The sequence below is a fragment of the Pseudomonas sp. BS3782 TE3695 genome (assembly GCF_050435305.1).
Taxonomy (GTDB): Bacteria; Pseudomonadota; Gammaproteobacteria; order Pseudomonadales; family Pseudomonadaceae; genus Aquipseudomonas.
Genome location: NZ_JBNDKB010000001.1, coordinates 2,943,160 through 2,965,554, shown reverse-complemented (window position 1 = coordinate 2,965,554; position 22,395 = coordinate 2,943,160). Strand labels below are relative to the sequence as shown.

24 protein-coding genes, 4 tRNA genes and 1 pseudogene are annotated in these 22,395 nt (G+C 57.3%); 10 read left to right on the top strand and 19 right to left on the bottom strand.

What is annotated here, in order from left to right:
* Nucleotides 1-96 precede the first annotated feature (96 nt).
* From clpX to ABH909_RS13580, 7 genes are all read right to left on the bottom strand, one after another.
* The gene (gene clpX, locus ABH909_RS13610; RefSeq protein ID WP_007946893.1) at nt 97-1,380 is read right to left on the bottom strand and encodes an ATP-dependent Clp protease ATP-binding subunit ClpX; all 1,284 of its coding nucleotides are present in this window, start codon (nt 1,378-1,380) and stop codon (nt 97-99) included.
* A 111-nt stretch (nt 1,381-1,491) separates the two neighbouring features.
* Nucleotides 1,492-2,127 (bottom strand): ATP-dependent Clp endopeptidase proteolytic subunit ClpP, encoded by a 636-nt coding sequence (gene clpP / locus ABH909_RS13605; protein WP_007901795.1) that lies wholly within the window; start codon nt 2,125-2,127, stop codon nt 1,492-1,494.
* A 93-nt stretch (nt 2,128-2,220) separates the two neighbouring features.
* A complete protein-coding gene (tig, locus tag ABH909_RS13600; protein ID WP_429425683.1) occupies nt 2,221-3,531 on the bottom strand; it encodes a trigger factor in 1,311 nt (436 codons plus the stop codon).
* A 411-nt stretch (nt 3,532-3,942) separates the two neighbouring features.
* Nucleotides 3,943-4,018, bottom strand: a tRNA-His gene (locus tag ABH909_RS13595).
* A gap of 78 nt (nt 4,019-4,096) precedes the next feature.
* Nucleotides 4,097-4,181 (bottom strand) — tRNA-Leu (locus tag ABH909_RS13590).
* Between the two features lie 57 nt (nt 4,182-4,238).
* Nucleotides 4,239-4,314, bottom strand: a tRNA-His gene (locus tag ABH909_RS13585).
* Nucleotides 4,315-4,346: 32 nt separating this feature from the next.
* Nucleotides 4,347-4,423: transfer RNA gene (locus ABH909_RS13580), tRNA-Arg, on the bottom strand.
* Between the two features lie 275 nt (nt 4,424-4,698).
* On the opposite strand from ABH909_RS13580, the gene folD reads away from it, so the two are divergent.
* Nucleotides 4,699-5,553, top strand: a complete 855-nt coding sequence (folD, locus tag ABH909_RS13575) for a bifunctional methylenetetrahydrofolate dehydrogenase/methenyltetrahydrofolate cyclohydrolase FolD (RefSeq protein ID WP_429433814.1) — start codon at nt 4,699-4,701, stop codon at nt 5,551-5,553.
* A gap of 238 nt (nt 5,554-5,791) precedes the next feature.
* Nucleotides 5,792-6,730, top strand: coding sequence for a D-alanyl-D-alanine endopeptidase (pbpG, locus tag ABH909_RS13570; protein ID WP_429433811.1), 939 nt, complete (start codon nt 5,792-5,794; stop codon nt 6,728-6,730).
* A gap of 65 nt (nt 6,731-6,795) precedes the next feature.
* Here pbpG and ABH909_RS13565 read toward each other — a convergent pair whose 3' ends face one another.
* From ABH909_RS13565 to ABH909_RS13555, 3 genes are all read right to left on the bottom strand, one after another.
* A complete protein-coding gene (locus ABH909_RS13565) occupies nt 6,796-7,020 on the bottom strand; it encodes a hypothetical protein (protein ID WP_429433809.1) in 225 nt (74 codons plus the stop codon).
* Between the two features lie 12 nt (nt 7,021-7,032).
* Nucleotides 7,033-7,248, bottom strand: coding sequence for a DUF6021 family protein (locus ABH909_RS13560; protein ID WP_429433806.1), 216 nt, complete (start codon nt 7,246-7,248; stop codon nt 7,033-7,035).
* A 95-nt stretch (nt 7,249-7,343) separates the two neighbouring features.
* Nucleotides 7,344-8,015, bottom strand: coding sequence for a peptidase C39 family protein (locus ABH909_RS13555; RefSeq protein ID WP_429439886.1), 672 nt, complete (start codon nt 8,013-8,015; stop codon nt 7,344-7,346).
* A 226-nt stretch (nt 8,016-8,241) separates the two neighbouring features.
* Between ABH909_RS13555 and ABH909_RS13550 the strand changes: the two genes are divergently transcribed.
* Nucleotides 8,242-8,412, top strand: a complete 171-nt coding sequence (locus tag ABH909_RS13550; RefSeq protein WP_429433803.1) for a hypothetical protein — start codon at nt 8,242-8,244, stop codon at nt 8,410-8,412.
* 79 nt (nt 8,413-8,491) lie between these two features.
* On the opposite strand, the gene ABH909_RS13545 is transcribed toward ABH909_RS13550, so the two are convergent.
* Both ABH909_RS13545 and ABH909_RS13540 read right to left on the bottom strand, forming a co-directional pair.
* Nucleotides 8,492-9,241, bottom strand: a complete 750-nt coding sequence (locus ABH909_RS13545; protein WP_429433801.1) for a TerC family protein — start codon at nt 9,239-9,241, stop codon at nt 8,492-8,494.
* A 27-nt stretch (nt 9,242-9,268) separates the two neighbouring features.
* A complete protein-coding gene (locus tag ABH909_RS13540) occupies nt 9,269-9,511 on the bottom strand; it encodes a hypothetical protein (protein ID WP_429433798.1) in 243 nt (80 codons plus the stop codon).
* 283 nt (nt 9,512-9,794) lie between these two features.
* Here ABH909_RS13540 and nhaR point away from each other — a divergent pair, with 283 nt between their 5' ends.
* Nucleotides 9,795-10,694, top strand: a complete 900-nt coding sequence (gene nhaR / locus ABH909_RS13535; protein WP_429433796.1) for a transcriptional activator NhaR — start codon at nt 9,795-9,797, stop codon at nt 10,692-10,694.
* Nucleotides 10,695-10,698: 4 nt separating this feature from the next.
* On the opposite strand, the gene ABH909_RS13530 is transcribed toward nhaR, so the two are convergent.
* Nucleotides 10,699-11,853, bottom strand: a complete 1,155-nt coding sequence (locus ABH909_RS13530) for an MFS transporter (RefSeq protein WP_123496524.1) — start codon at nt 11,851-11,853, stop codon at nt 10,699-10,701.
* A gap of 327 nt (nt 11,854-12,180) precedes the next feature.
* Here ABH909_RS13530 and sstT point away from each other — a divergent pair, with 327 nt between their 5' ends.
* Nucleotides 12,181-13,431 carry a serine/threonine transporter SstT gene (gene sstT, locus ABH909_RS13525; RefSeq protein ID WP_429433793.1) on the top strand — a complete coding sequence of 417 codons (1,251 nt, stop codon included), beginning with the start codon at nt 12,181-12,183 and terminating at the stop codon, nt 13,429-13,431.
* Between the two features lie 215 nt (nt 13,432-13,646).
* Here sstT and ABH909_RS13520 read toward each other — a convergent pair whose 3' ends face one another.
* Nucleotides 13,647-14,156: a DUF1993 domain-containing protein gene (locus ABH909_RS13520; RefSeq protein ID WP_019579999.1), complete on the bottom strand. Its 510-nt coding sequence runs from the start codon at nt 14,154-14,156 to the stop codon at nt 13,647-13,649.
* A gap of 140 nt (nt 14,157-14,296) precedes the next feature.
* Here ABH909_RS13520 and ABH909_RS13515 point away from each other — a divergent pair, with 140 nt between their 5' ends.
* Nucleotides 14,297-14,944: a YceH family protein gene (locus tag ABH909_RS13515; protein WP_429433790.1), complete on the top strand. Its 648-nt coding sequence runs from the start codon at nt 14,297-14,299 to the stop codon at nt 14,942-14,944.
* A 185-nt stretch (nt 14,945-15,129) separates the two neighbouring features.
* On the opposite strand, the pseudogene ABH909_RS13510 reads toward ABH909_RS13515, so the two are convergent.
* Both ABH909_RS13510 and ABH909_RS13505 read right to left on the bottom strand, forming a co-directional pair.
* Nucleotides 15,130-15,255, bottom strand: a pseudogene (locus ABH909_RS13510) (cupin domain-containing protein); the annotation flags it as partial.
* A gap of 206 nt (nt 15,256-15,461) precedes the next feature.
* The gene (locus ABH909_RS13505; RefSeq protein WP_429433787.1) at nt 15,462-16,280 is read right to left on the bottom strand and encodes a shikimate 5-dehydrogenase; all 819 of its coding nucleotides are present in this window, start codon (nt 16,278-16,280) and stop codon (nt 15,462-15,464) included.
* Between the two features lie 241 nt (nt 16,281-16,521).
* On the opposite strand from ABH909_RS13505, the gene ABH909_RS13500 reads away from it, so the two are divergent.
* The 3 genes from ABH909_RS13500 (at nt 16,522) to ABH909_RS13490 (ending at nt 17,577) form a co-directional block, all read left to right on the top strand.
* Nucleotides 16,522-16,896, top strand: coding sequence for a hypothetical protein (locus ABH909_RS13500; RefSeq protein ID WP_429433785.1), 375 nt, complete (start codon nt 16,522-16,524; stop codon nt 16,894-16,896).
* Nucleotides 16,897-17,090: 194 nt separating this feature from the next.
* A complete protein-coding gene (locus tag ABH909_RS13495) occupies nt 17,091-17,285 on the top strand; it encodes a hypothetical protein (RefSeq protein ID WP_429433783.1) in 195 nt (64 codons plus the stop codon).
* 100 nt (nt 17,286-17,385) lie between these two features.
* Nucleotides 17,386-17,577: a hypothetical protein gene (locus tag ABH909_RS13490; protein ID WP_429433781.1), complete on the top strand. Its 192-nt coding sequence runs from the start codon at nt 17,386-17,388 to the stop codon at nt 17,575-17,577.
* On the opposite strand, the gene ABH909_RS13485 is transcribed toward ABH909_RS13490, so the two are convergent.
* On the bottom strand, nt 17,565-18,626 hold the full coding sequence (locus ABH909_RS13485) for an AI-2E family transporter (RefSeq protein ID WP_429433779.1): 1,062 nt from the start codon (nt 18,624-18,626) through the stop codon (nt 17,565-17,567). The genes ABH909_RS13490 and ABH909_RS13485 overlap by 13 nt on opposite strands.
* A gap of 176 nt (nt 18,627-18,802) precedes the next feature.
* Here ABH909_RS13485 and yegQ point away from each other — a divergent pair, with 176 nt between their 5' ends.
* The gene (yegQ, locus tag ABH909_RS13480; protein ID WP_429433776.1) at nt 18,803-20,137 is read left to right on the top strand and encodes a tRNA 5-hydroxyuridine modification protein YegQ; all 1,335 of its coding nucleotides are present in this window, start codon (nt 18,803-18,805) and stop codon (nt 20,135-20,137) included.
* A gap of 258 nt (nt 20,138-20,395) precedes the next feature.
* On the opposite strand, the gene ABH909_RS13475 is transcribed toward yegQ, so the two are convergent.
* Together ABH909_RS13475 and lolD are read right to left on the bottom strand one after the other, a co-directional pair.
* Nucleotides 20,396-21,640: a lipoprotein-releasing ABC transporter permease subunit gene (locus ABH909_RS13475; RefSeq protein WP_429433773.1), complete on the bottom strand. Its 1,245-nt coding sequence runs from the start codon at nt 21,638-21,640 to the stop codon at nt 20,396-20,398.
* 64 nt (nt 21,641-21,704) lie between these two features.
* The gene (lolD, locus tag ABH909_RS13470; RefSeq protein ID WP_020700644.1) at nt 21,705-22,388 is read right to left on the bottom strand and encodes a lipoprotein-releasing ABC transporter ATP-binding protein LolD; all 684 of its coding nucleotides are present in this window, start codon (nt 22,386-22,388) and stop codon (nt 21,705-21,707) included.
* Nucleotides 22,389-22,395 lie beyond the last annotated feature (7 nt).

Genomic DNA, 22,395 nt, shown 5'->3' with positions numbered 1-22,395 from the left:
CATGCCTGCCTTCGCAGCGGGCGGCGATCCGACAAGCCAGCTCCCACAATAGCAAAGGGGCCCGAAGGCCCCTTCTTTGTTTCAGCAGTGTGACGCTCAGGCGTCCGGCGCTGCCTTGGCAGCCGGCTCACTGTTTTCGTAGATATACAGTGGCTTGGACTTGCCTTCTATGACGCTTTCATCGATCACTACTTTACTCACCTCGGACTGCGAGGGGATTTCATACATAGTGTCGAGCAATACACCTTCGAGAATCGAACGCAGACCACGGGCACCTGTTTTGCGTTCCAGGGCACGTTTGGCGACCGATTTCAGCGCGTCGGCCCGGAATTCCAGGTCTACGCCTTCCATCTCGAACAGCTTGGCATACTGCTTGGTCAGAGCATTTTTCGGCTCGGTGAGAATCTGCATTAACGCAGCCTCATCAAGCTCGTCCAGCGTGGCAAGCACCGGCAGACGACCGACGAATTCCGGGATCAGACCGAACTTGACCAGATCGTCAGGCTCGACTTCACGCAGGGATTCACCGACTTTCTTGCCTTCTTCCTTGCTGCGCACTTCCGCGTTGAAGCCAATGCCACCCTTGGTGGAGCGGTTTTGAATAACCTTTTCCAGACCAGAGAACGCACCACCGCAGATGAACAGGATGTTACGGGTGTCGACCTGAAGGAATTCCTGTTGCGGATGCTTGCGACCACCTTGAGGTGGAACGGAAGCGACCGTACCTTCGATCAACTTGAGCAGGGCCTGCTGCACGCCTTCACCGGAAACGTCCCGGGTGATAGACGGGTTGTCAGACTTGCGCGAGATTTTGTCGATCTCATCGATGTAGACGATACCCATTTGGGCTTTTTCGACATCGTAATCGCACTTCTGCAGCAGCTTCTGAATGATGTTCTCGACATCTTCACCGACATAACCCGCCTCGGTGAGGGTGGTTGCGTCAGCGATGGTGAACGGAACGTTCAGCAAGCGGGCCAGTGTTTCGGCAAGCAGGGTTTTACCCGAGCCTGTCGGGCCGATCAGCAAGATGTTGCTTTTGCCGAGTTCGACGTCGTCATTCTTTTTGTCACGCTGGTTCAAACGCTTGTAGTGGTTGTACACCGCTACGGCCAGAACCTTTTTCGCACGTTCCTGACCAATCACGTACTGATCAAGGATGCCGCTGATTTCTTTAGGCGAAGGCAATTTATGCGCGCTGCTTTCGGCCTGGGCTTCCTGCACCTCCTCGCGGATGATGTCATTGCACAGGTCGACGCACTCGTCGCAGATAAAGACCGAGGGGCCGGCAATCAATTTGCGTACTTCATGCTGGCTTTTGCCACAGAAGGAGCAATAGAGCAGCTTGCCGTTGTCCTCGCCGTTGCGGGTGTCAGTCATTCGTTCGATCCAAATCCGATAGGCTTGCAAACAAGATGAAGGCTATTGCGGGCTTTTTCAAGCCCGCTGGTGATCGGACCTGCCGACCCACCTTATTTTGAGCTGCTTATTTTAAGCGGGGCGCTGATTGATCACTTCATCGATCAACCCGTATTCACGCGCAGCTTCGGCACTCATGAAATTATCACGGTTGGTATCGCGCTCGATTTCTTCAAGAGTGCGCCCACTATGCTTGGCCATCAGCGTGTTGAGACGCTCACGAATGAAGAGGATTTCCTTGGCATGGATTTCGATATCCGAGGCCTGGCCCTGGAAACCGCCCAGTGGCTGGTGAATCATCACACGCGAGTTCGGCAGGCAATAACGCTTGCCCTGGGCACCAGCCGTCAGTAGGAACGCGCCCATGCTGCACGCTTGGCCAATACAGGTGGTCGACACGTTTGGCTTGATGAACTGCATGGTGTCATAGATCGACATGCCCGCTGTCACCGAACCGCCCGGCGAGTTGATATAGAGATGGATGTCCTTGTCCGGGTTTTCCGCTTCAAGGAACAGCAGTTGCGCACAGATCAGATTGGCCATGTAGTCCTCTACCGGACCAACCAGAAAGATCACTCGCTCCTTGAGGAGGCGCGAGTAGATGTCATAGGCGCGTTCGCCACGAGCAGATTGCTCGACAACCATCGGGACCAGGCCGCCTGCGGCCTGGATATCAGAGTTCTGCTGAATATACGAATTACGGAACATGCTCTGCAGTCACTCCCAAATAGTTATGTCTTGAATACGCATAAGCCAGCTCGAGAGCTGGCTTATGGTGTGTGCTTCTTACCGCAAAAACAATCAGTCGGCTTGTGGAGCTTCTACCGGCTTGACCGCTTCTTCGTAAGAGACCGATTTGTCGGTCACGCTAGCTTTCTGCAGAACAGTATCCACAACTTGCTCTTCCAGCACAACCGAACGAACTTCGTTCAGTTGCTGGTCGTTCTTGTAGTACCAGGACACAACTTGCTCAGGCTCCTGGTAAGCCGAAGCCATTTCCTGAATCATCTCGCGAACGCGGGCTTCGTCAGGCTTGAGGTCGAATTGCTTGACCACTTCAGCCACGATCAGACCCAGCACAACGCGGCGCTTGGCTTGCTCTTCGAACAGCTCGGCCGGCAATTGGTCAGGCTTGATGTTGCCGCCAAACTGCTGAACAGCCTGCACGCGCAGACGGTCAACTTCGTTGGACAGCAGAGCCTTTGGTACTTCGATCGGGTTGGTGGCCAGCAGACCGTCCATAACCTGATTCTTGACCTTGGATTTGATCGCCTGACGCAGTTCACGCTCCATGTTCTTGCGAACTTCGGTGCGGAAGCCTTCCAGACCGGTTTCCTTGATGCCGAATTGAGCGAAGAATTCTTCGGTCAGTTCTGGCAGTTTAGGCTCGGAAACGGTGTTCACGGTCACAGTGAACTCAGCGGCCTTGCCTGCCAGGTCGAGGTTCTGATAGTCCTCAGGGAAGGTCAGGTTCAGAACGCGCTCTTCGCCGGCTTTAGCGCCGACCAGACCGTCTTCGAAACCAGGAATCATGCGACCGGAACCCAGTACCAGCTGGGTGCCTTTGGCGGAACCGCCAGCGAACACTTCGCCGTCGACCTTGCCGACGAAATCGATGTTCAGTTGGTCTTCGTTCTGGGCAGCGCGATCGGCGACTTCGAAACGAGTGTTCTGCTTGCGCAGGATTTCCAGCATCTTGTCCAGATCGGCGTCCGCCACGTCAGCGCTCAGGCGCTCGACAGCGATGCCTTCGAAACCAGCAACGGTGAACTCAGGGAACACTTCGAAAATTGCGACGTATTCCAGATCCTTGCCTGCTTCCAGAGATTTAGGCTCGATTGAAGGCTGACCAGCCGGGTTAAGCTTCTGCTCAACCACAGCTTCGTAGAAAGAAGACTGGATCACATCGCCTACAGCTTCCTGGCGAGCGTCAGCACCGAAACGGCGCTTGATTTCGCTCATTGGCACTTTGCCTGGACGGAAGCCAGCAATCTTGGCCTTTTGGGCGGTCTGCTGCAGACGCTTGTTGACCTGGCTCTCGATGCGCTCAGCCGGCACGGTGACGCTCATGCGGCGCTCAAGAGCAGTAGTATTTTCAACAGAAACTTGCATGGATATTCCTCGTTGCACAGACGTTAGCCGGCCGTTTCCGACCCCAGAATCAAGGGCATGCATTCTAGTGGGTCAAACTCAAGAAGTCACCCTACTGAAAACGGGTAAAAAAGCAGCAGGCAATTTATAGGCGGGGACAAACGGTTGTGCCTCGCCCTGTTAGCAAATACAGCCAGTCATGCCAGGGCTCTGCACCCATCCTTCTATATATGGAAGGAATCGGCAATCCATCCCTGACAGCCGACCCCGCGCGGGGATCGGCGGGCAAATCGCGCATCATCGAGAAACATAAATACGATGAAACGACCTGCCCCCTGCGACCACAACCTGCAGCCGATCGACACTCAAACCACTTGAAACCACTGAAACAAAAAAGGCGCCAGACTGTTAAATCTGGCGCCTTTCGAAATATGGGGTGGACGATGGGGATCGAACCCACGACAACGGGAGTCACAATCCCGTGCTCTACCAACTGAGCTACGCCCACCATATTGCGTGACAAAGAAGCCAAACAACTTCTTTGTTGAGCCCCAATCAAGCCAACCGGCATGAGTGAAACTTTATTTGGTGCGGATGAAGAGACTCGAACTCTTACGCCTCGCGGCGCTGGAACCTAAATCCAGTGTGTCTACCAATTCCACCACATCCGCGGATTGAAGCTGTTAAAGCAAAGGCGCCAGACTGTTAATCTGGCGCCTTTCGAAATATGGGGTGGACGATGGGGATCGAACCCACGACAACGGGAGTCACAATCCCGTGCTCTACCAACTGAGCTACGCCCACCATATCGCGCTACTTGTGCCAAAGCTGCCTAATGGCGCACCCGGCAGGACTCGAACCTGCGACCATCCGCTTAGAAGGCGGATGCTCTATCCAGCTGAGCTACGGGCGCCTTGTTAATCTGTACCCTTGAAGGACTACAAACTAAGTGCTTTTCAGTCTTGCGGAAGCTTAACTCCGCTCGACCTTCTCAACCAGTGCTAGGCTGTGCCCGACAAGTGCGACGAATAGTATAGAGCCCCCCTGAGGTCGTCAAATCCTTTTTAAAAAAAATTCATTTAATTAAAGGAGTTAGGGGAATTTGCAGACCAAGCGCCTTTGCCCTCACCTCATGACATGCGAGAATGCGCTCTCTTTTTTTCCCCTCTCGATGGTTAATCACGCGCAATGACTGCACAACTAATCGACGGCAAATCGATCGCCGCCAGCCTGCGCCAGCAGATCGCCAAACGAGTTGCCGAGCGTCGCCAGCAAGGTCTGCGCACGCCTGGCCTCGCGGTGATCCTGGTCGGCAGCGATCCTGCCTCTCAGGTTTATGTCTCGCACAAGCGTAAAGACTGTGAAGAGGTCGGCTTCCTTTCCCAAGCCTATGACCTGCCTGCCGAAACCACTCAAGAAGCACTGGCTGATCTGATCGATCGCTTGAACGATGACCCGGCGATTGACGGCGTTCTGCTTCAACTGCCCTTACCTGAGCATCTGGACGCCTCCAAATTGCTGGAGCGCATCCGTCCTGACAAGGATGTCGACGGTTTCCACCCTTATAACGTCGGCCGTCTGGCCCAGCGTATTCCGCTGCTGCGTCCATGCACACCAAAAGGCATCATGACGCTGCTGGAAAGCACCGGCGCCGATCTATACGGGATGGACGCAGTCATTGTCGGGGCGTCCAACATTGTTGGCCGCCCGATGGCAATGGAATTGCTACTGGCCGGTTGCACCGTGACCGTTACCCACCGCTTCACCAAGGACCTGGCGGGCCATGTCGGTCGCGCCGACCTGGTGGTGGTTGCCGCCGGTAAACCTGGCCTGGTCAAAGGTGAGTGGATCAAGGAAGGCGCGATCGTGATCGACGTCGGCATCAATCGCCAGGAAGATGGCAAGCTGGTCGGTGACGTGATCTATGAAACCGCCCTGCCCCGTGCCGGCTGGATCACTCCGGTACCGGGTGGCGTTGGCCCGATGACCCGCGCCTGTCTGCTGGAAAACACGCTGTACGCGGCGGAAACACTGCACGGCTGAGCTCATGCTGGCTTGCAGCACCGCTTAAAGGAACCCCGCCAGTCGCGGGGTTCTTTTTGCCTGCAGAAAAAAGCTCGACCATCCGCCGGAAAAGCCCGTTTTTATCAGGCGCCCAGGCATTTCATCTGAACATCGAACAACCATCGACAGTTCTTCAGCCATACTCCTAAAATGCGACGCTTTTTAAAGAAACAGCCCGTTACAAAACGGTATATCCACCCTTTATGAGTCCGCCAGCGTGAAAATCCGTCTTTCAATCCTGAGCCTTTTTTTTGCATTTACAGGGACTTTCACCACGCCAACGATCAATGCTGCAGAAACCACTGCAGCACCTCGAGACACTTCACAGCTGAAGATCGCTTCCGGCAGTGTCTTGCTGATGGATATGCAAACCAACAAAGTGATCTACGCCAGCAACCCTGACGTCGTAGTGCCAATCGCATCCGTCAGCAAACTGATGACTGGCCTGGTGGTGGTAGAAGCCCGGCAGAACATGGACGAGTATCTTTCCGTTAACATCAGCGATACCCCGGAAATGAAAGGCGTGTTTTCCCGAGTCAAACTCAAAAGCGAATTGCCCCGCCGAGAGATGTTGCTGATTGCCCTGATGTCGTCGGAAAACCGTGCCGCTGCGAGCCTGGCCCATCACTATCCGGGCGGCTATGTCGCGTTCATTGCCGCTATGAACGCCAAAGCCAAAGCGCTGGGAATGACCAATACGCACTTTGTCGAACCGACGGGCCTCTCGCCTCGCAATGTGTCCACCGCCCGCGATCTGAGCAAACTGCTGATCGCTGCACACAAACACCCGCTATTGACTCAATTGAGCACCACCAAGGAAAAAACCGTCAGGTTCCGTAAACCCAACTACAGCCTGGGTTTTCGCAACACCGACCATTTGGTCAACAAGCCAAACTGGGACATCAGACTGACCAAAACCGGCTTTACCAACGCGGCCGGTCACTGCCTGGTGCTGGTGACCCACATGAGCGATCGGCCGATGGCACTGGTGATTCTCGATGCCTTCGGCAAGTACACCCACTTTGCCGATGCCAGCCGGATTCGCAGCTGGGTCGAAACCGGCAAGAGCGCCAGCGTGCCGTCCGTAGCCCTGCAATACAAATCCGACAAAAATCTCAAGCATCGCCAAAGCGGTATGGTTGAAGCATCGAAATAAACTCGAAGTCTCTCCAATCGCCCAAATAGAAGCCCCGAATATTCGGGGCTTTTACTTATCCGATGTTAATCATTGGGCAATGGCATCTGATCGTCATCCGGAATGCCATCTCCCGCGCTCGGATCTTTCCAACCTTGCGGATGCTTTGTGGGTACCACGTTCGGCCTGGCCAACGGGTCCCGCAACGGACTGTCCGGGTCCATCACTGGATCCAGATCCGCCTCGGGAGTTGTTGGGACACTGTCTGGAGGATCTGGACGTTTGTCGTCGAAGCTCGAATCGGTAGACATATGCACCTCTGACTAGGACTTGGGTTTCAGATTGCCCAGTGGATCGTAAGGCTTCGCGGGAGCCTTCTTGCCCGCCTCACCCGGCTTTATATCCTTGGGCGCCTTGGCAGGACCGATGGGATCGACCTGAGGATCGGCGAGGTCCGGAGAATCGGGGTCGAAGCCCAACTCATTATCAGATGAATGCTCGGATGAGTGCGGGCCGACGGGGGTATTGGAATGAGCCATGGACGCCTCCTGGTCACGACCCGGCAAAGTAATCCGGGCCCTTTACATGAGAGACCAATAACCCTGAGTGGTGCCCTGCAAGATGACGAACGGAACTACTGCGCGTTCAACGCTTTTTTCGCCCGGGCTGCCGCCTGTTCCTGACCTGACTGGGCAAGCTCGCTCGCCGCCTTCAGCCAGCGCTGCTGATCGACATTGGCCGGAATCTGGTCTGGCTTCTGGATTAATACGGCCCAGCCACCGGCATTCTCGAACGCCGATTCAAAGGCGCTGAACCCCATCAGCAACCGACGATCCATCCCGGCGCGCAGCAACACAGTCTGCTTCTGACGGTTGTAACCGGCGAGAATGGCGTATCGCGGCTCCGCCCAAAACGCCGAGCCTTCAGTGAAGCGCACCATCACCGGGTAACCGGCCGCAACCTGGGCCAGCAGCGCCGGCAAATCGCTGTCGAGGGGATAGACCACCATCCCGTATTCACGGGCGAGGTTCTGCATGTTCTGCTGCAACCGATCTTCAGCACCCGGCAAACGCAGGGGTTTGTCGAGCAACCCCGGGGTTATCACGATGCCCTGCCCGGACAGCAGGCTGGCCAGCACTTGGGGCCCGCTTTGGTAACTTTGCCCACGGTAGAATGTACCGCTGAGTTCAACCCGCTCCGGCAGACGCTTGATCTCAGGCGCCACGCTCCCCGCACAACCCGCCAGGCCGGCAACGCAGCCAACGATCAGCACCAAAGATCGAATTCGAGAAAATACCCGCACCATCATCACTCTCATGTTCAGACGCCGGGTATCGGCTCCCGGCTTGGCCGTCGATCATAGGATGCCGCGCGTCAGCGGTATAGCCTTAACCGGCAGTAGATTGCATTCGATAGAGCGAACGGGTTGGTGCCGGGTGACCTTTGGTCAATAGCCTGAAATACAGCAGGGACTAGACTGTCAGTTGCAAAGCGTGTGCGAGTGCCCGATGCAGGGCAAAGAGGAGGCACTGATGAGCCTGACAATGACCATTGTACTGTTGATTTTCGGCTGGCTAGCCGTGGCCGCCGCCATGCTGTGGGGCGTTTTGCGCATTACCCGCCGGCATCATCACCACCCGGTTCAATCGGCGCCTGTGGCAAAAACCGATCAGCCGGCTGCCCGCCCCGCCACCGCGCACTGATCGGCGCTTTTCGGTCGTCCAGACAAAAAACGGCCGCCTGGACTCTTTCGAGTTCAGGCGGCCGTTTCATCTAACGAGCTTAAGCTTCAGCAGCGATGCGCTTCTGCCTGGCCCGACGCGACAGCATGTTCAAACCTTCGATCGTGGCCGAGAACGCCATGGCCGCGTAGACGTAGCCCTTCGGTACGTGGGCGCCAAAACCTTCGGCGATCAGCGTCATGCCGATCATGATCAGGAAGCCCAGCGCCAGCATTACCACCGTCGGGTTGTCATTGATGAACTTGGCCAGAGGGTCAGCGGCCAGCAACATCACCAGTACCGACACCACCACCGCGATGATCATGATCGGCAGATGCTCGGTCATGCCGACGGCGGTAATGATGCTGTCGATGGAGAACACCATGTCCAGCATCAGGATCTGACCGATCGCAGCAGCAAAACCCAAGGTCACGGTCGAGGTAGCCGAGGTCGGATCATCCGGCGCCGGGTCCATGCTGTGATGGATCTCGGTGGTCGCCTTCCACAACAGGAACAGGCCGCCGGCAATCAGGATCATGTCCTTCCAAGAGAACGCATGGCCGAGAATATCGATCACCGGCTCAGTCAGCTGGACGATGAACGCAATGGTGCTCAACAGCGCCAGGCGCAGGATCAATGCCATGCCGATACCGATGCGCCGCGCTTTCTGGCGATGCTGTTCGGGCAGCTTGTTGGTGAGGATCGAGATAAAGATCAGGTTATCGATGCCGAGCACGATTTCCATCACCACCAGCGTGGCCAGGGCGACCCAGGCAGTGGGGCTTGCAGCAAGTTCTAAAAGGTATTCCATGGGTCAGTCCTGACTCGTTTGAACGGTTTAGATTTCCTGGGACGAAGAGTCGGTTTTGTCCGTCCCTTTGGCCGATTGTTCTTTCTTGCTGATCAAACCGCCCGTGGCATCGCTGAGCGCTTGCTCTGCCGCTTTGTGGGTATCGTCAATCGCCTGTTTGGCGGTTTCGGCAGCCTTGCCCATCAACTGCTGAGCGCTTTTCTCGGCCTGGTCGCAACCGGCCAGCACCAGTAAAGAGGTGATCAGCAGTGCCGTGGTTTTTAGCTTCATGATGCTTCCCTCGATAGAACAGACAGAACCGAAAAGGCGATCCGTCGATGGCGAAGCATTCTAAGGAAGCAAACACTTCAGGAAAATTCGTATTTTTAGCGTATATACTTCGGTTTTAACGAATACAGATAGTGTATGGCGTAGACCTGTAGGAGCTGTCGAGTGAAACGAGGCTGCGATCTTTTGTTTTTAACAAGCAAGATCAAAAGATCGCAGCCTCGTTTCACTCGGCAGCTCCTACGACAGCTCCTACAGATGATGTGAACCAGGGGATTTCACCAACATGTTGAATTACCGGCAGCTGCATTACTTCTGGGTGGTGGCCAAGACCGGCAGCATTGTGCGCGCCTGCGAGCAATTGAACCTGACGCCACAGACCATCAGCGGGCAGATTTCCCTGCTCGAGCAAACCTATGGCATCGAGTTGTTTCGCCGGGTCGGCCGACAGCTGGAGCTCACCGAAGCCGGACGTCAGACGCTCCCTTACGCCGAACAGATGTTCCAACTCGGTGGCGAACTGGAGTTGATGCTGCGGGCGCAGCCCAATGAGCAACAGATTCTTTTCCGGGTAGGCGTCGCCGATGTGGTGCCCAAATCCATCGTTTATCGCCTGATCGCACCGACCATGGAGTTGAACGAGCCCCTACGTATCACCTGTCGCGAAGACAAACTGGAACGTTTGCTTGCCGACCTGGCGATTCAACGCCTTGACCTGGTGATCTCTGACAGCCCGATGCCCTCGAATCTGGACATCAAGGGCTACAGCCAGAAGCTTGGTGAATGCGGTATCAGCTTTTTCGCCACCACAGAATTGGCGGCGCGATATGGCCAGCAATTCCCCCGCAGCTTGCACGGCGCCCCACTGTTGATTCCCGGGCCGGAAACCGTGGTACGCAGTCGCTTGCAACGCTGGTTTGCCGAACAGCAGATCCAGCCGCGGATCGTTGGCGAATTCGACGACAGCGCCCTGATGCAGGCCTTCGGCCAATCCGGCAGCGGAATATTCATCGGCCCGAGCGTGATTGCCGACGAAGTGAAACGCCAATGCGACGTGGAGTTGATCGGCCAGACCGACGCGGTGCGCGAGTCGTTCTACGCCATCTCAGTGGAACGCAAGGTCAAGCACCCCGGCATTGTCGCCATTACCGAAGGTGCCCGACGCGCGTTGTTTGTCGAGATGTGAGGCCTCAGGCGCAGATTTCCCGAGGCTTGAAGGTCATCAGCGCCATCGCCAACAGGATCGAGACCAGAATAAAACCAGCCGCCGCGAAACCCAGGCCGCCCAGGCCCACACTGTCGATCACTCGCCCACCGACCATAGCGCCCAGACCGATCCCGAGGTTGGCACCGGCGATATTCAGCGATGCCGCAAAAGCCGGAGCTTCAGGCGCAGCCTTCATCAGGCGCACGTGGCTGACCAGGAACAGCGCGGCCTGAGTCACGCCCCAAATTCCCATCGCTGCCGCCAGACCAAGGGGTGAATGAATGTTTGGCACCAAGGCCACCATGCCGGCGATCATGAACGCACAAAATGTCACAGAAGCGATCAGCGGATGCCGATCCACCGCACGGCCGCCCAGCGAGTTGCCGATCAAGCCGACCGCGCCAAAGCCCATCAGGCACCAGCCGACCACCGTGCCGTTGAAACCGGCGAGCCGCTCAAGAATGTCCGCCAGGTAGGTGTACGCGGTGAACATGCCACTGAACACCAGGATCGATAGCAGCACATGCCCCAACATCAACGGGCTGCGCAGGATTTTGAACTGCGAGCGAAAACTCACCTGATGCTGGTGCAGGTTGGTTTTCGGCAGGTAGATAAACAGCAGTAACGCCTTGGCAAACGCGATCACCGCCAGAATGCCGAAAGCACTGCGCCAGCCGAACGCATCGGAAATCAGCGTACCCACCGGAATACCGAACACCGTGGCGCAGACGATACCGAAACCGATCTTGGCGATGGCCCGTCCGGCGTAGTCCGGCCCGACGATGTCCACTGCAGTTTCACTGGCCAATGCCCAGAACACCGGCAATCCCAGCGCCGGAATCAACCGGGCAATGGCCATCACTCCGATATTCGGCGCCAGTGCCGCCAGTGTGTTGGCCAGGCCGAACATGATCAGCACGCTGATAAACAGTTTGCGCCGTTCAAACCTTGCAAAGTACGCAGTCAGGAACGGCCCGAAAGCGGCCACGGTAAAGGCGAACAGGGTCACCAGCAAGCCCGCTTGAGGGATGCTGACGTCTAGATCACGGGCGATTGCCGGTAATAGGCCGACAATGATGAATTCTGTGGTCAGCACCGTAAAACCGGCGGCGGACAACAGAAGAATGGGCAACAGCATGCAGAACTCCAGAAAAACGACGACACCAGCGACAGCCCGAAGGCTCACTGGCAGAACTTGAAAATGAGGATGGCGAAGCTTAACAGAGTGTTTGCGGACGAGGTTGCACGAACCTGCAAATCGCGTTGAGCCATCGGGCGGCAGATCGTCACAGGTCTGAAGGATCACGGCTACGCTGTGATAAAGTCCGCGGCCCGCGGTACTTATACTTTGCTCATCGGCCTTTAGGCATTGATGTAGCGACCCTTCGGTTCCCTCCATGTGGCCTGCCCGGCTTTTTGCTGCATGAGCAGAACCCTGCCCCCTAATAAAATCAGAGATGCCGTTATGACCGCTTCATCCCCTTCTCTCTTGCAACGCCTGAAACGCAGCAGCCTGGTCACGCAAATCATCATCGGCCTGATCGCCGGGATTGCCTTGGCGTTGTTCGCGCCTGAGCTGGCCAAGTCCACCGCCTTCATTGGCAAAGTGTTCGTGTCAGCGCTCAAGGCTGTCGCGCCTATTCTGGTATTCGTATTGGTCATGGCGTCGATTGCCAACCATAAACACGGCCAGGAAACGCACATCCGGCCGATTTTGTTTCTGTATTTGCTGGGCACCTTCGCAGCAGCCGTCGTGGCAGTGGTCGCCAGTACGCTGTTTCCCTCGAGCCTGGTGCTGGCTACCCAAGATGTTGCAGTGAGCGCACCGGGCGGCATCAGCGAAGTGCTGCAAAGCCTGTTGCTCAGCGTGGTCGACAACCCGGTCAGCGCGCTGATGAACGCCAACTTCATCGGCATTCTGGCTTGGGCAATCGGCATGGGTGTTGCGATTCGCCATGCCGGTGCAACTACCCGTGAGGTGCTGGGCGATCTGTCCAATGGCGTGACAGTTATCGTACGAGTGGTGATTCGCTTTGCGCCGCTGGGGATCTTCGGCCTGGTGGCCTCGACCCTCGCCACCTCCGGTTTCGGCGCCTTGATCGGTTACATGCACCTGCTGGCCGTGTTGCTGGGCTGCATGCTGTTCGTGGCGCTGGTGATGAACCCGGCCATTGTGTTCTGGAAGCTGCGTCGCAACCCGTATCCGCTGGTATTCACCTGCCTGCGCGAGAGCGGCATCACTGCGTTTTTCACTCGCAGTTCGGCGGCGAACATTCCGGTCAACCTGGAGCTGAGCAAGCGTCTGGGCCTGCACGAAGATACCTATTCGGTGTCGATCCCGCTCGGCGCCACCATCAACATGGCCGGCGCCGCGATCACCATCACCGTGTTGACCCTGGCCGCCGTGCACACTTTGGGCATCGCCGTGGATATTCCGACGGCCATCCTGCTCAGCATCGTTGCGGCAATCTGTGCCTGTGGCGCCTCGGGCGTGGCCGGCGGTTCGCTGTTGCTGATTCCACTGGCGTGCAGCCTGTTCGGCATCCCGAGCGAAATCGCCATGCAAGTGGTTGCGGTCGGCTTCATCATCGGTGTGTTGCAGGACTCGGCGGAAACCGCGCTGAACTCCTCCACCGACGTACTGTTCACCGCGGCGGCGTGCCAGAGTGAGGAACAGAAGACCCAGAAAGCCCGGGAAGCGCAGCGCTTGGCATAACAACGCACCTGTGGGAGCCAGGCTTGCCGCGGAACCTGTGGGAGCGGGCTTGCTCGCGAAGACGAAGTGTCAGTCGACATCATCGTTGCCTGATACACCGCCTTCGCGAGCAAGCCCGCTCCCACATTTTGCCGGCAGCCTGGCTCCCACAGAAGGCAAAATGAAAAAGCCCGCCAAGGCTTACACCTTGGCGGGCTTTTTTATATCCGGGCGGTTTAGAACGCGCCCATGTAATCGCGCTTGCCCACTTCCACGCCATTGTGACGCAGCAGTGCGTAAGCGGTGGTGACGTGGAAGAAAAACTGCGGCAAACCGTAGCTCAGCAAGTAAGCCTGGCCAGTGAAGCGCTTCTCTTTAGGCGTGCCTGGACGGGTAACGATCTCGATGCCTTCCTTGCCGTTGATCTGCTCGGGTTTGATCTCGCCGATGAAGGCCAGGACCTTGGCGATCAACGCTTGCAGTTCGGCGAAGGTGGTTTCGGTGTCGTCATATTTCGGCAGTTCGATTTCAGCCAGACGGGCCGAAACGCCTTTGGCGAAATCAACGGCGATCTGCACCTGACGCACCAACGGGAACATGTCCGGGTACAGACGGGCTTGCAGGAACGCGTTTGGATCAATGTTTTTCGCGGTAGCGTGGGCTTCGGCCTTGCTCAGGTTGTTGCTCAGGGCATTGAGCATTTGCTGGAAAACCGGAACGGAAGCGGCGTACAGGGAAATAGTCATGATGGTCTCGTGTGGTGACAGGAGTTAAAACGTGGAGCGATTATAGCCATGCCGACGCGCCCTGCGGCTTGTCTTTTATCCAGCAAGGATTAGGCTAGGCGGCTTCGACTGCATGCTTCGACTGCATAGGGAAAAGCGCGATGAGCACTGAGCAAGAAACGACCCTCGACGAACCGCGACTCAACAGCACGGAAATTCGCATTCTGGGCTCGTTGATCGAGAAACAGGCCACCAGCCCGGAAACCTATCCGCTGACACTTAATGCGCTGGTGATTGCCTGCAACCAGAAAACCAGCCGCGAACCGGTGATGAACCTGAGCCAAGGCCAGGTCGGCCAGAGCTTGCGCGCCCTGGAGGGTCGCGGCTTTACCCGACTGGTGATGGGCAGCCGTGCCGACCGCTGGGAGCATCGGGTCGACAAGGCGCTGGAACTGGTGCCGGCGCAGGTGATCCTGATGGGGCTGTTGTTCCTGCGTGGCCCGCAGACGGTCAACGAACTGCTGACCCGCAGTGGCCGCATGCACGACTTCGAAGATGCCGAGCAGGTGGTACATCAACTTGAGCGTCTGATCGCCAGGGGCCTGGCGCTGTTGATCCCGCGCCAGGCCGGCCAGCGCGAAGACCGTTACATGCATGCGCTGGGTGATCCGGCGGATATCGAAGCAATCCTGGCTGCCCGGCAGAACCCGGCGGAACGTGGCACCAGTAGCGGTGTGTCGGTTGAGCGAATCGAAGAGCTTGAAGCACGGATTGCGGCGCTGGAAGAGCGCTTGGCACGCCTCGAATAGACCTTGTTCCCGATGCACCGAAGGGTGCTCTGTGGCGAGGGAGCTTGCTCCCGCCGGGTCGCGAAGCGGCCCCAAAAACAGTAACGCATTACAGCTGGCACACCGGGTTTGCCGGGATTGCGACTGCTGCGCAGCCGAACGGGAGCAAGCTCCCTCGCCACAGGGTCGGCGTTCACTCTAAGTTGCTACTCGCCGTCCCAATAATCCACGCCATCGGCCTGCCTGGCGACGGCGACGAAGCCCGAAGCATTGCCCTGGGCATCGACTTTGAAGTCGTCCATCACCACGTATTTGCCGGAATCCGGGTATTCGCGGGATGCATGAAAACCTCAGTCACCGGTGGCTGGAAAGCAAGTCTTCGCTTGCTGGCGAGCAGTATAGGCGGGGATTCGCGGGTAAATGACCGGGGCAGACTGAAGACCGAGTCGCGGCAATCGCGGGCAAGCCCGCTCCCACAAGGACAGCGCTGGACCTGTGGGAGCGGGCTTGCCCGCGATGGTGCCAGTACAGTCAACTGTCAGCTGCGGGCAAACGCCACAGCTTTCTGGAATTGCTCATCGGTCGGCCGCACTCCGGTGTACAACACGAACTGTTCCAGTGCCTGGATCGCAATCACTTCCAGACCAGTGATCACCCGCTTGCTTTCGGCACGAGCGCGCACGATCAGTGGTGTTTCCGAGGGGATCGCCACCACATCGAAGACAGTTTCCGCCGCAGCGATAGCGTCAGGCTCAAACGCCAGTTGATCCGCTTCCGGCCCGCCAGTCATGCCTATGGGCGTGACGTTGATCAGCATCTGCGGGCGTTGAGCGCCCAACTCCGCCTGCCAGTGATAACCCAACGATTCAGCCAAAGCACGTCCGGCGCGCTCGTTCCGGGCCACAATCAGGCCATTTTTGTAGCCGCCATCACGCAAGGCACTGGCCACAGCCTTGGCCATGCCGCCGCTGCCACGCAGAGCAAAAGTCGATTCCTTGGGCACCTGATGGGTTTCAAGCAATTGGGCAATGGCGATGTAATCGGTGTTGTAGGCCTTGAGATGACCGTTGGTGTTGACGATAGTGTTGATCGATTGGATAGCCTCAGCCGATGCGTCCAGCTCATCGACCAACGCAATACAAGCTTCCTTGAACGGCATCGATACCCCGCACCCCCGGATGCCCAAGGCGCGAATGCCGCCCACGGCGCCCGGCAAGTCCTGGCTGCTGAAAGCCTTGTAGTAGAAATTCAGACCCAGTTGTTCGTACAGATGGTTGTGAAACCGCAGGCCGAAGTTGCCGGGGCGCCCCGAGAGCGACATGCACAGTTGAGTGTCTCTGTTGGGGTTCATCTGCATTGCAATCTCCTTCAATAACACTTTCAGATGGACGGGATTAGCCATTCCATCGGGTCTGATCAATCATAAAAGCCTGTCCACGGGAGGCACACAGGAGCGTAAAGAAGCCGGTACAGACCTTACACAAAATTTACCCAATGGCTGTGCTGATTTTCAGAAAAAAGCTGTCTTAGAAGTATCCCCGCGACAACTTGGGTCTATTGCAGACGCGAGCGCCGGGTCGAAGAACCGAGGAACTATCATGATCCGTAAAATCCCCACAGTAGCCTTGCTGATCGGTGCTCTCGCTATCGCAGGGCAGGCAGAAGCAGGTGGTCGTGGTCATGGCGGCTGGGAAGGTCCGGCTGTGTTTGGTGCGATCGTCGGCTCGGCAATCATTGGCTCAGCAATAATCAGCCGCGACCGTCCAGTGTATGTGGAGCAACCGGTCTACGTTCAGCCACAACCGGTGTACATACAGCCACCGCCTGTTTATTACCAACCGGCGCCGGTCTATGTTCAACAACCGATCTACTACCGACCGGCACCGATCTATTACGGTCCGCCACGCGGGTATGGTCCACCACGCGGCTATTACGGCCCTCCCCATGGTTATTATCGTGGCGACCGCTGGTAACACGCTCATCAGGCCCCGCTTTAGAAGCGGGGCCTTTTTTATGACCACTGGCTGGACGCAGTCTGAATAAATCTCGCCAAGGTCGCTGTCGGGACAGTACCGGCAGGTAAAGTTGGTCATATTTATGTCATGTCCGATCCGCAATCTTGGATCTGTCCGTAAACAACAGGTTGATAAAAACAAGGACGACCTTCATGCCCACACAAAATCCGCATCGCATTGTCGGCTTGTGCACTTCCGGCAAGGTGTACAACGCACTGACCGAACTCAAACACCTGGAAGGCCATCGCAGCGCAAAGTTTCTTTCGTTGCTGGCAGAAAAGCTGGTGCGCAAAGGACTGCTCAATGAGCAGGAGGTCGTGCACATGCTCGATCAAGTAGTGGATTGAACGCAGGACTCATCGGCGTCAATGACGACTATCGAAAGCGTTGATTGTCCGTTCAAGCGTCCGATCCGTAAGGTAGCTCCATCGATTAATGGAGGTACTTATGACTCAAGTCCAGATCATGTCTGTTATCGGCAGCGCCGTTCCCGCACCGCTCAGAGCGCGGGGGTTACTCGCTTGTTGGTATCTGATGCAAGACGGCGAACCTATCAGCGGTCCACTCACCTCGCTACCCGCCGCCAAAGCCTTGTCGCAACGTATCGGCTCGGGCCAGCTCAGCGCTTATGGCAGCTGAATCTTGGGCTTGGAATCGATGAAAATCGCCCAGCTCGACACGAACAATGCCGCGATCAAGGGCCCAATGACAAAACCGTTCAGGCCAAAAAGCGCCAGGCCGCCCAGCGTCGAGATAAGGATCAGGTAGTCCGGCATTTTGGTGTCCTTGCCCACCAGGATCGGTCGCAGGACGTTGTCCACCAGGCCGATCACGAACACGCCGAACAACGTCAGCACCGTGGCCTGCCACATCGCGCCACTGAACAGGAAATACGCTGCCACCGGTATCCAGACGATCCCCGCGCCCACCGCTGGCAAAAGCGACAGAAACGCCATCAACACCGCCCAGAGCAGCACGCTCGGGATGTCCAGAAACCAGAAAATAAAACCACCCAATGCCCCTTGCGTGATCGCCACCACCACGTTGCCCTTCACCGTGGCTCGTACCACACGATTGAACTTGAGTTGCAAACGGCGCTTCTGGGTATCTTCCAGCGGTATCGCCGCGCGTACTTTGCGCGCCAGTTCGGACCCGTCCCGCAGGAAGAAAAACAGCAGATAGAGCATGACAAAGAAACCCACCACGAACTCGAATGTGCCCTGACCAAAACTGAACGCCTTGGTCGCGACAAACTGGCTGCCTTGCATCGTGCTCTTGATGATTTTTTCCCGTAGCCCGCTCAACTCGCCCATGCCGAAACGATCGAGCAAGTACTGAAAATACGGCGGCAGGCTTTGCTTGAACTGCGATACATACCCGGCAATGTCCAGTTCGCCGCTTTCGATTCTGTTGTAGAGCGCCGCGCCCTCCTGCACCAGCAAGGTACTGATGGTGATCACCGGCAAGATCGCGATCAGTACACAGAGAATCAACGTGCACAGGGCCGTGAGATTGTGGGGCAAGCCGAACTTGCGTTGCAATTGGTGCTGCAACGGCGCAAACAGAATACCGAGGATGACCGCCCAGAACACCGCACCGTAAAACGGCAGCAGAATCCAGATGAAGGCGATGCTCACCAGCGTCAGCAAGACCATCAGCGAGGTGTTTTGCAGCTTCGTTTCGTTCATGTCCGATCCATGTCAGTGCGCAGGGGCGCCGTTTGCGCGTCCTGGTATTTAGTCCGCCACGGCTCGCACGAGTGCCATCCGTTTATTCATCAAGCATAGATCCAGATCAATAAACCCCACGGACAAGCCATTTACCCTTGTCCGCTTTTGCGATCGACACTGCCATGACCTGTGCCATGACGCTCACGCCCCCGGAACTGCTCGCCCCTGCCGGCACCCTGAAAAACATGCGTTATGCCTTCGCCTACGGCGCCGATGCGGTGTATGCCGGCCAGCCGCGCTACAGCCTGCGGGTGCGCAACAACGAATTCGACCATGCCAACCTCGCGCTCGGCATTACCGAAGCCCAGGCCCAGGGCAAACGTTTCTATGTGGTGGTGAACATCGCCCCGCATAACGCCAAGCTCAAAACGTTCTTGAAAGACCTGGAACCGGTAATCGCCATGGCCCCGGACGCGCTGATCATGTCCGACCCCGGTTTGATCATGCTGGTACGTCGGCACTTCCCGCAGATGCCGATCCACTTGTCAGTACAGGCCAACACGGTGAACTGGGCCAGCGTCGAGTTCTGGCAGCAACAGGGCTTGAGCCGGATCATTTTGTCACGCGAACTGTCGCTGGAAGAAATCGCCGAAATCCGTCAGCACGTCCCAGCGATGGAACTGGAAGTGTTCGTTCATGGCGCGTTGTGCATGGCCTATTCCGGGCGCTGTCTGTTGTCGGGCTATATGAACAAGCGCGACGCCAATCAGGGCAGTTGCACCAACGCCTGCCGCTGGAAATACTCGGCGACACCGGCCAGCGAAAATCAGCTCGGCGAAATCGTTCAGCAGTTCCGCCCCGAACCGACCTTGGGCATCGGCGCGCCGACCGATCAGGTGTTCCTGCTGCAAGAAGCCAATCGCCCTGACGACCTGATGCCGGCATTCGAGGACGAACACGGCACCTACATCATGAACGCCAAAGACCTGCGCGCTGTGCAGCATGTCGAGCGCCTGACGCAGATGGGCGTGCATTCATTGAAGATCGAAGGCCGGACCAAATCGCACTTCTATTGCGCGCGCACCACCCAAGTGTATCGCCGCGCAATCGATGATGCGGTGGCGGGCCGAGCGTTTGATCGCAGCTTGATGACCGATCTGGAATCCCTGGCCCAACGTGGTTATACCGAAGGTTTTCTGCGTCGACACGTGCATGACGAATACCAGAATTACCAGAACGGCAGCTCGGTTTCAGAGCGCCAGCAATTCGTGGGCGAGCTCACCGGCGAACGTCGGGATCGGCTGGCGGAAGTGCGGGTAAAGAATCGTTTTGGCCTGGGCGATCACATGGAACTGATGACGCCCAAGGGCAATTTCCACTTCGACTTGCATCAGTTGCAGAACGTCAAAGGCGAAGCGGTTGAAGTGGCGCCGGGGGATGGCCACACAGTGTATTTGCCGATACCGGACGCGGTGGATTTGCGCTTTGGGTTGTTGATGCGCGATGTCAGCATGAGCCAGGAAGCCTGAGCGACAAGCCCCCCGTGCAGGAACACAATGCTGTTCACTTAAGAGTCTTGAGTCAGTGAGTAACCTGTGGCGAGGGAGCTTGCTCCCGCTTGAGTGCGTAGCACTCACAAAAATCGGTGATCAGATTTTTGGGGCCGCTACGCAGCCCAACGCGAGCAAGCTCGCTCGCCACAAACGTTGGCATGACAGAGAGTCGCGCTTAAGTGAACAGCGTTGCCCTGTAGGAGCGAGGCTTGCCCGCAAAAGCGATGGAATGACTTACGAATACCGCAACGCAGTAGCCGGCTCCACTTTCGCCGCCCGCCACGCCGGATATACCGTCGCCAAAAAGCTCATGATGAAACCGGCGGAACAGATCAACAACACATCCGCACCCTGCAGCTCCGATGGCAAGTTACTGACAAAGTACACATCGGAACTGAAGATGTGTTGCCCGCTGACCCGCTCCATCCAGCCCACCAGTTCACTGACGTTCAGCGCTGCAATCACGCCCAGCACGCCGCCAATCAAAGTACCGACGACCCCGATCACTGTGCCCTGCACCATGAAGATCGCCATGATCTGCCGAGGTGTCGCGCCGATGGTGCGCAGGATTGCGATGTCCGCGCCCTTGTCGTTCACCACCATGATCAGGGTCGCAATGATGTTGAACGCTGCCACTGCGACGATCATCAGCAACAGCAGGCCGATCATGGTTTTTTCCATCTTCATCGCGCTGAACAGACTGCCCTGGGTGTGGGTCCAGTCGTCAGCCCTGTAGGCAGCGCCCAGGCCGGTCGCGATGTCGCTCGACACTTGCGGCGCGGCGTACAGGTCCTTCACCGCCAGGCGCACGCTCTGCACCTGATTCGGTTGCCAGTGTTGCATCTGCGCGGCATCAGCGAGGTGGATCAGCGCCATGGAGCCGTCCAGCTCGGCGCCAACCTTGAACACGCCGACCACGTTCAGTCGCTGCATGCGCGGAGTGATGCCACCCGGTGCGGTGCTGATTTCCGGCACGATCAGGGTGATCCTGTCGCCGACGTTCAAGCGAAAGCGTCTTGCGGTGATCTCACCGATCACCACGCCAAACTCGCCGGGCTTCAAGGCGTCGAGACGCCCCTGAACGATGTGCTTGGCAACGATCGACACTTTGCCTTCCAGCGCCGGGTCGACACCGCTGACCTGGATCGGCTGCATCGTGCCCTTGTAGGACAGCATGCCTTCCATCTCGGTGAACGGCACCGCCGCCGTCACTTCAGGATTCTTCATCGCCGCGGCGGCCACCGGCTGCCAATCGTCGATAGGGTTCACGCCGACGATGGTCGCATGGGGCACCATGCCGAGGATGCGCGAGCTCATTTCGCGCTGGAAGCCATTCATTACCGACAACACCACGATCATCGCCAGCACGCCCAGGGCGAGGCCGATCATCGAGGTCATCGAGATGAAGGAAACAAAGCGATTGCGGCGCTTGGCGCGGGTATAGCGCGCGCCGATAAAGATCGATAACGGTCTGAACATTCGCTGGGCACCGTATAAAAATAAAAGACCCGACGTACTGTTCAGTACGTCGGGTTTCGGTCAATCAGATGGGCGTCAGGTAACCTTCCTGCAAATGCAGGACGCGATCCATCTGGCGAGCCAGGTTCATGTCATGGGTCACCACCAGGAACGCGGTGCGCATCGAGGTGCTGAGTTCCAGCATCAAATCCTGAATGCCCTGGGCGGTGTGGGAGTCGAGGTTGCCGGTCGGCTCGTCGAGCATCACCAGGCCTGGCTTGTTCACCAGGGCGCGGGCGATGGCCACACGCTGGCGTTCGCCACCGGACAATTCCGCCGGTTTGTGCTCCAGACGATGGCCCAGCCCTACCCGCTCCAGCAACGCCGTCGCACGCTGACGCGCTTCGGGGATCGCGGTTTTACCGATCAGCAGCGGCATGCAGACGTTTTCCAGCGCGGTGAACTCAGGCAGCAAGTGGTGGAACTGGTAAACGAAACCCAGCGACCGGTTGCGCAGCAGGCCACGGGCCTTTTCGTTCAGTGCCGAGAGCTCTTCACCGGCCAGCCAGACGCTGCCCTTGGTCGGCGTATCAAGACCGCCCAGCAGGTTGAGCAAGGTACTTTTGCCCGAACCCGAGGTACCGACGATCGCCACGCGCTCACCGGGATGCAATTCCAGTTGCAGACCCGCCAGAACCTCTACCGATTCCGGGCCTTCCACGTAGGATTTGCCCAGGTTGCGGCAGCTCAAGATTGCTTTATCACTCATGCCCGAC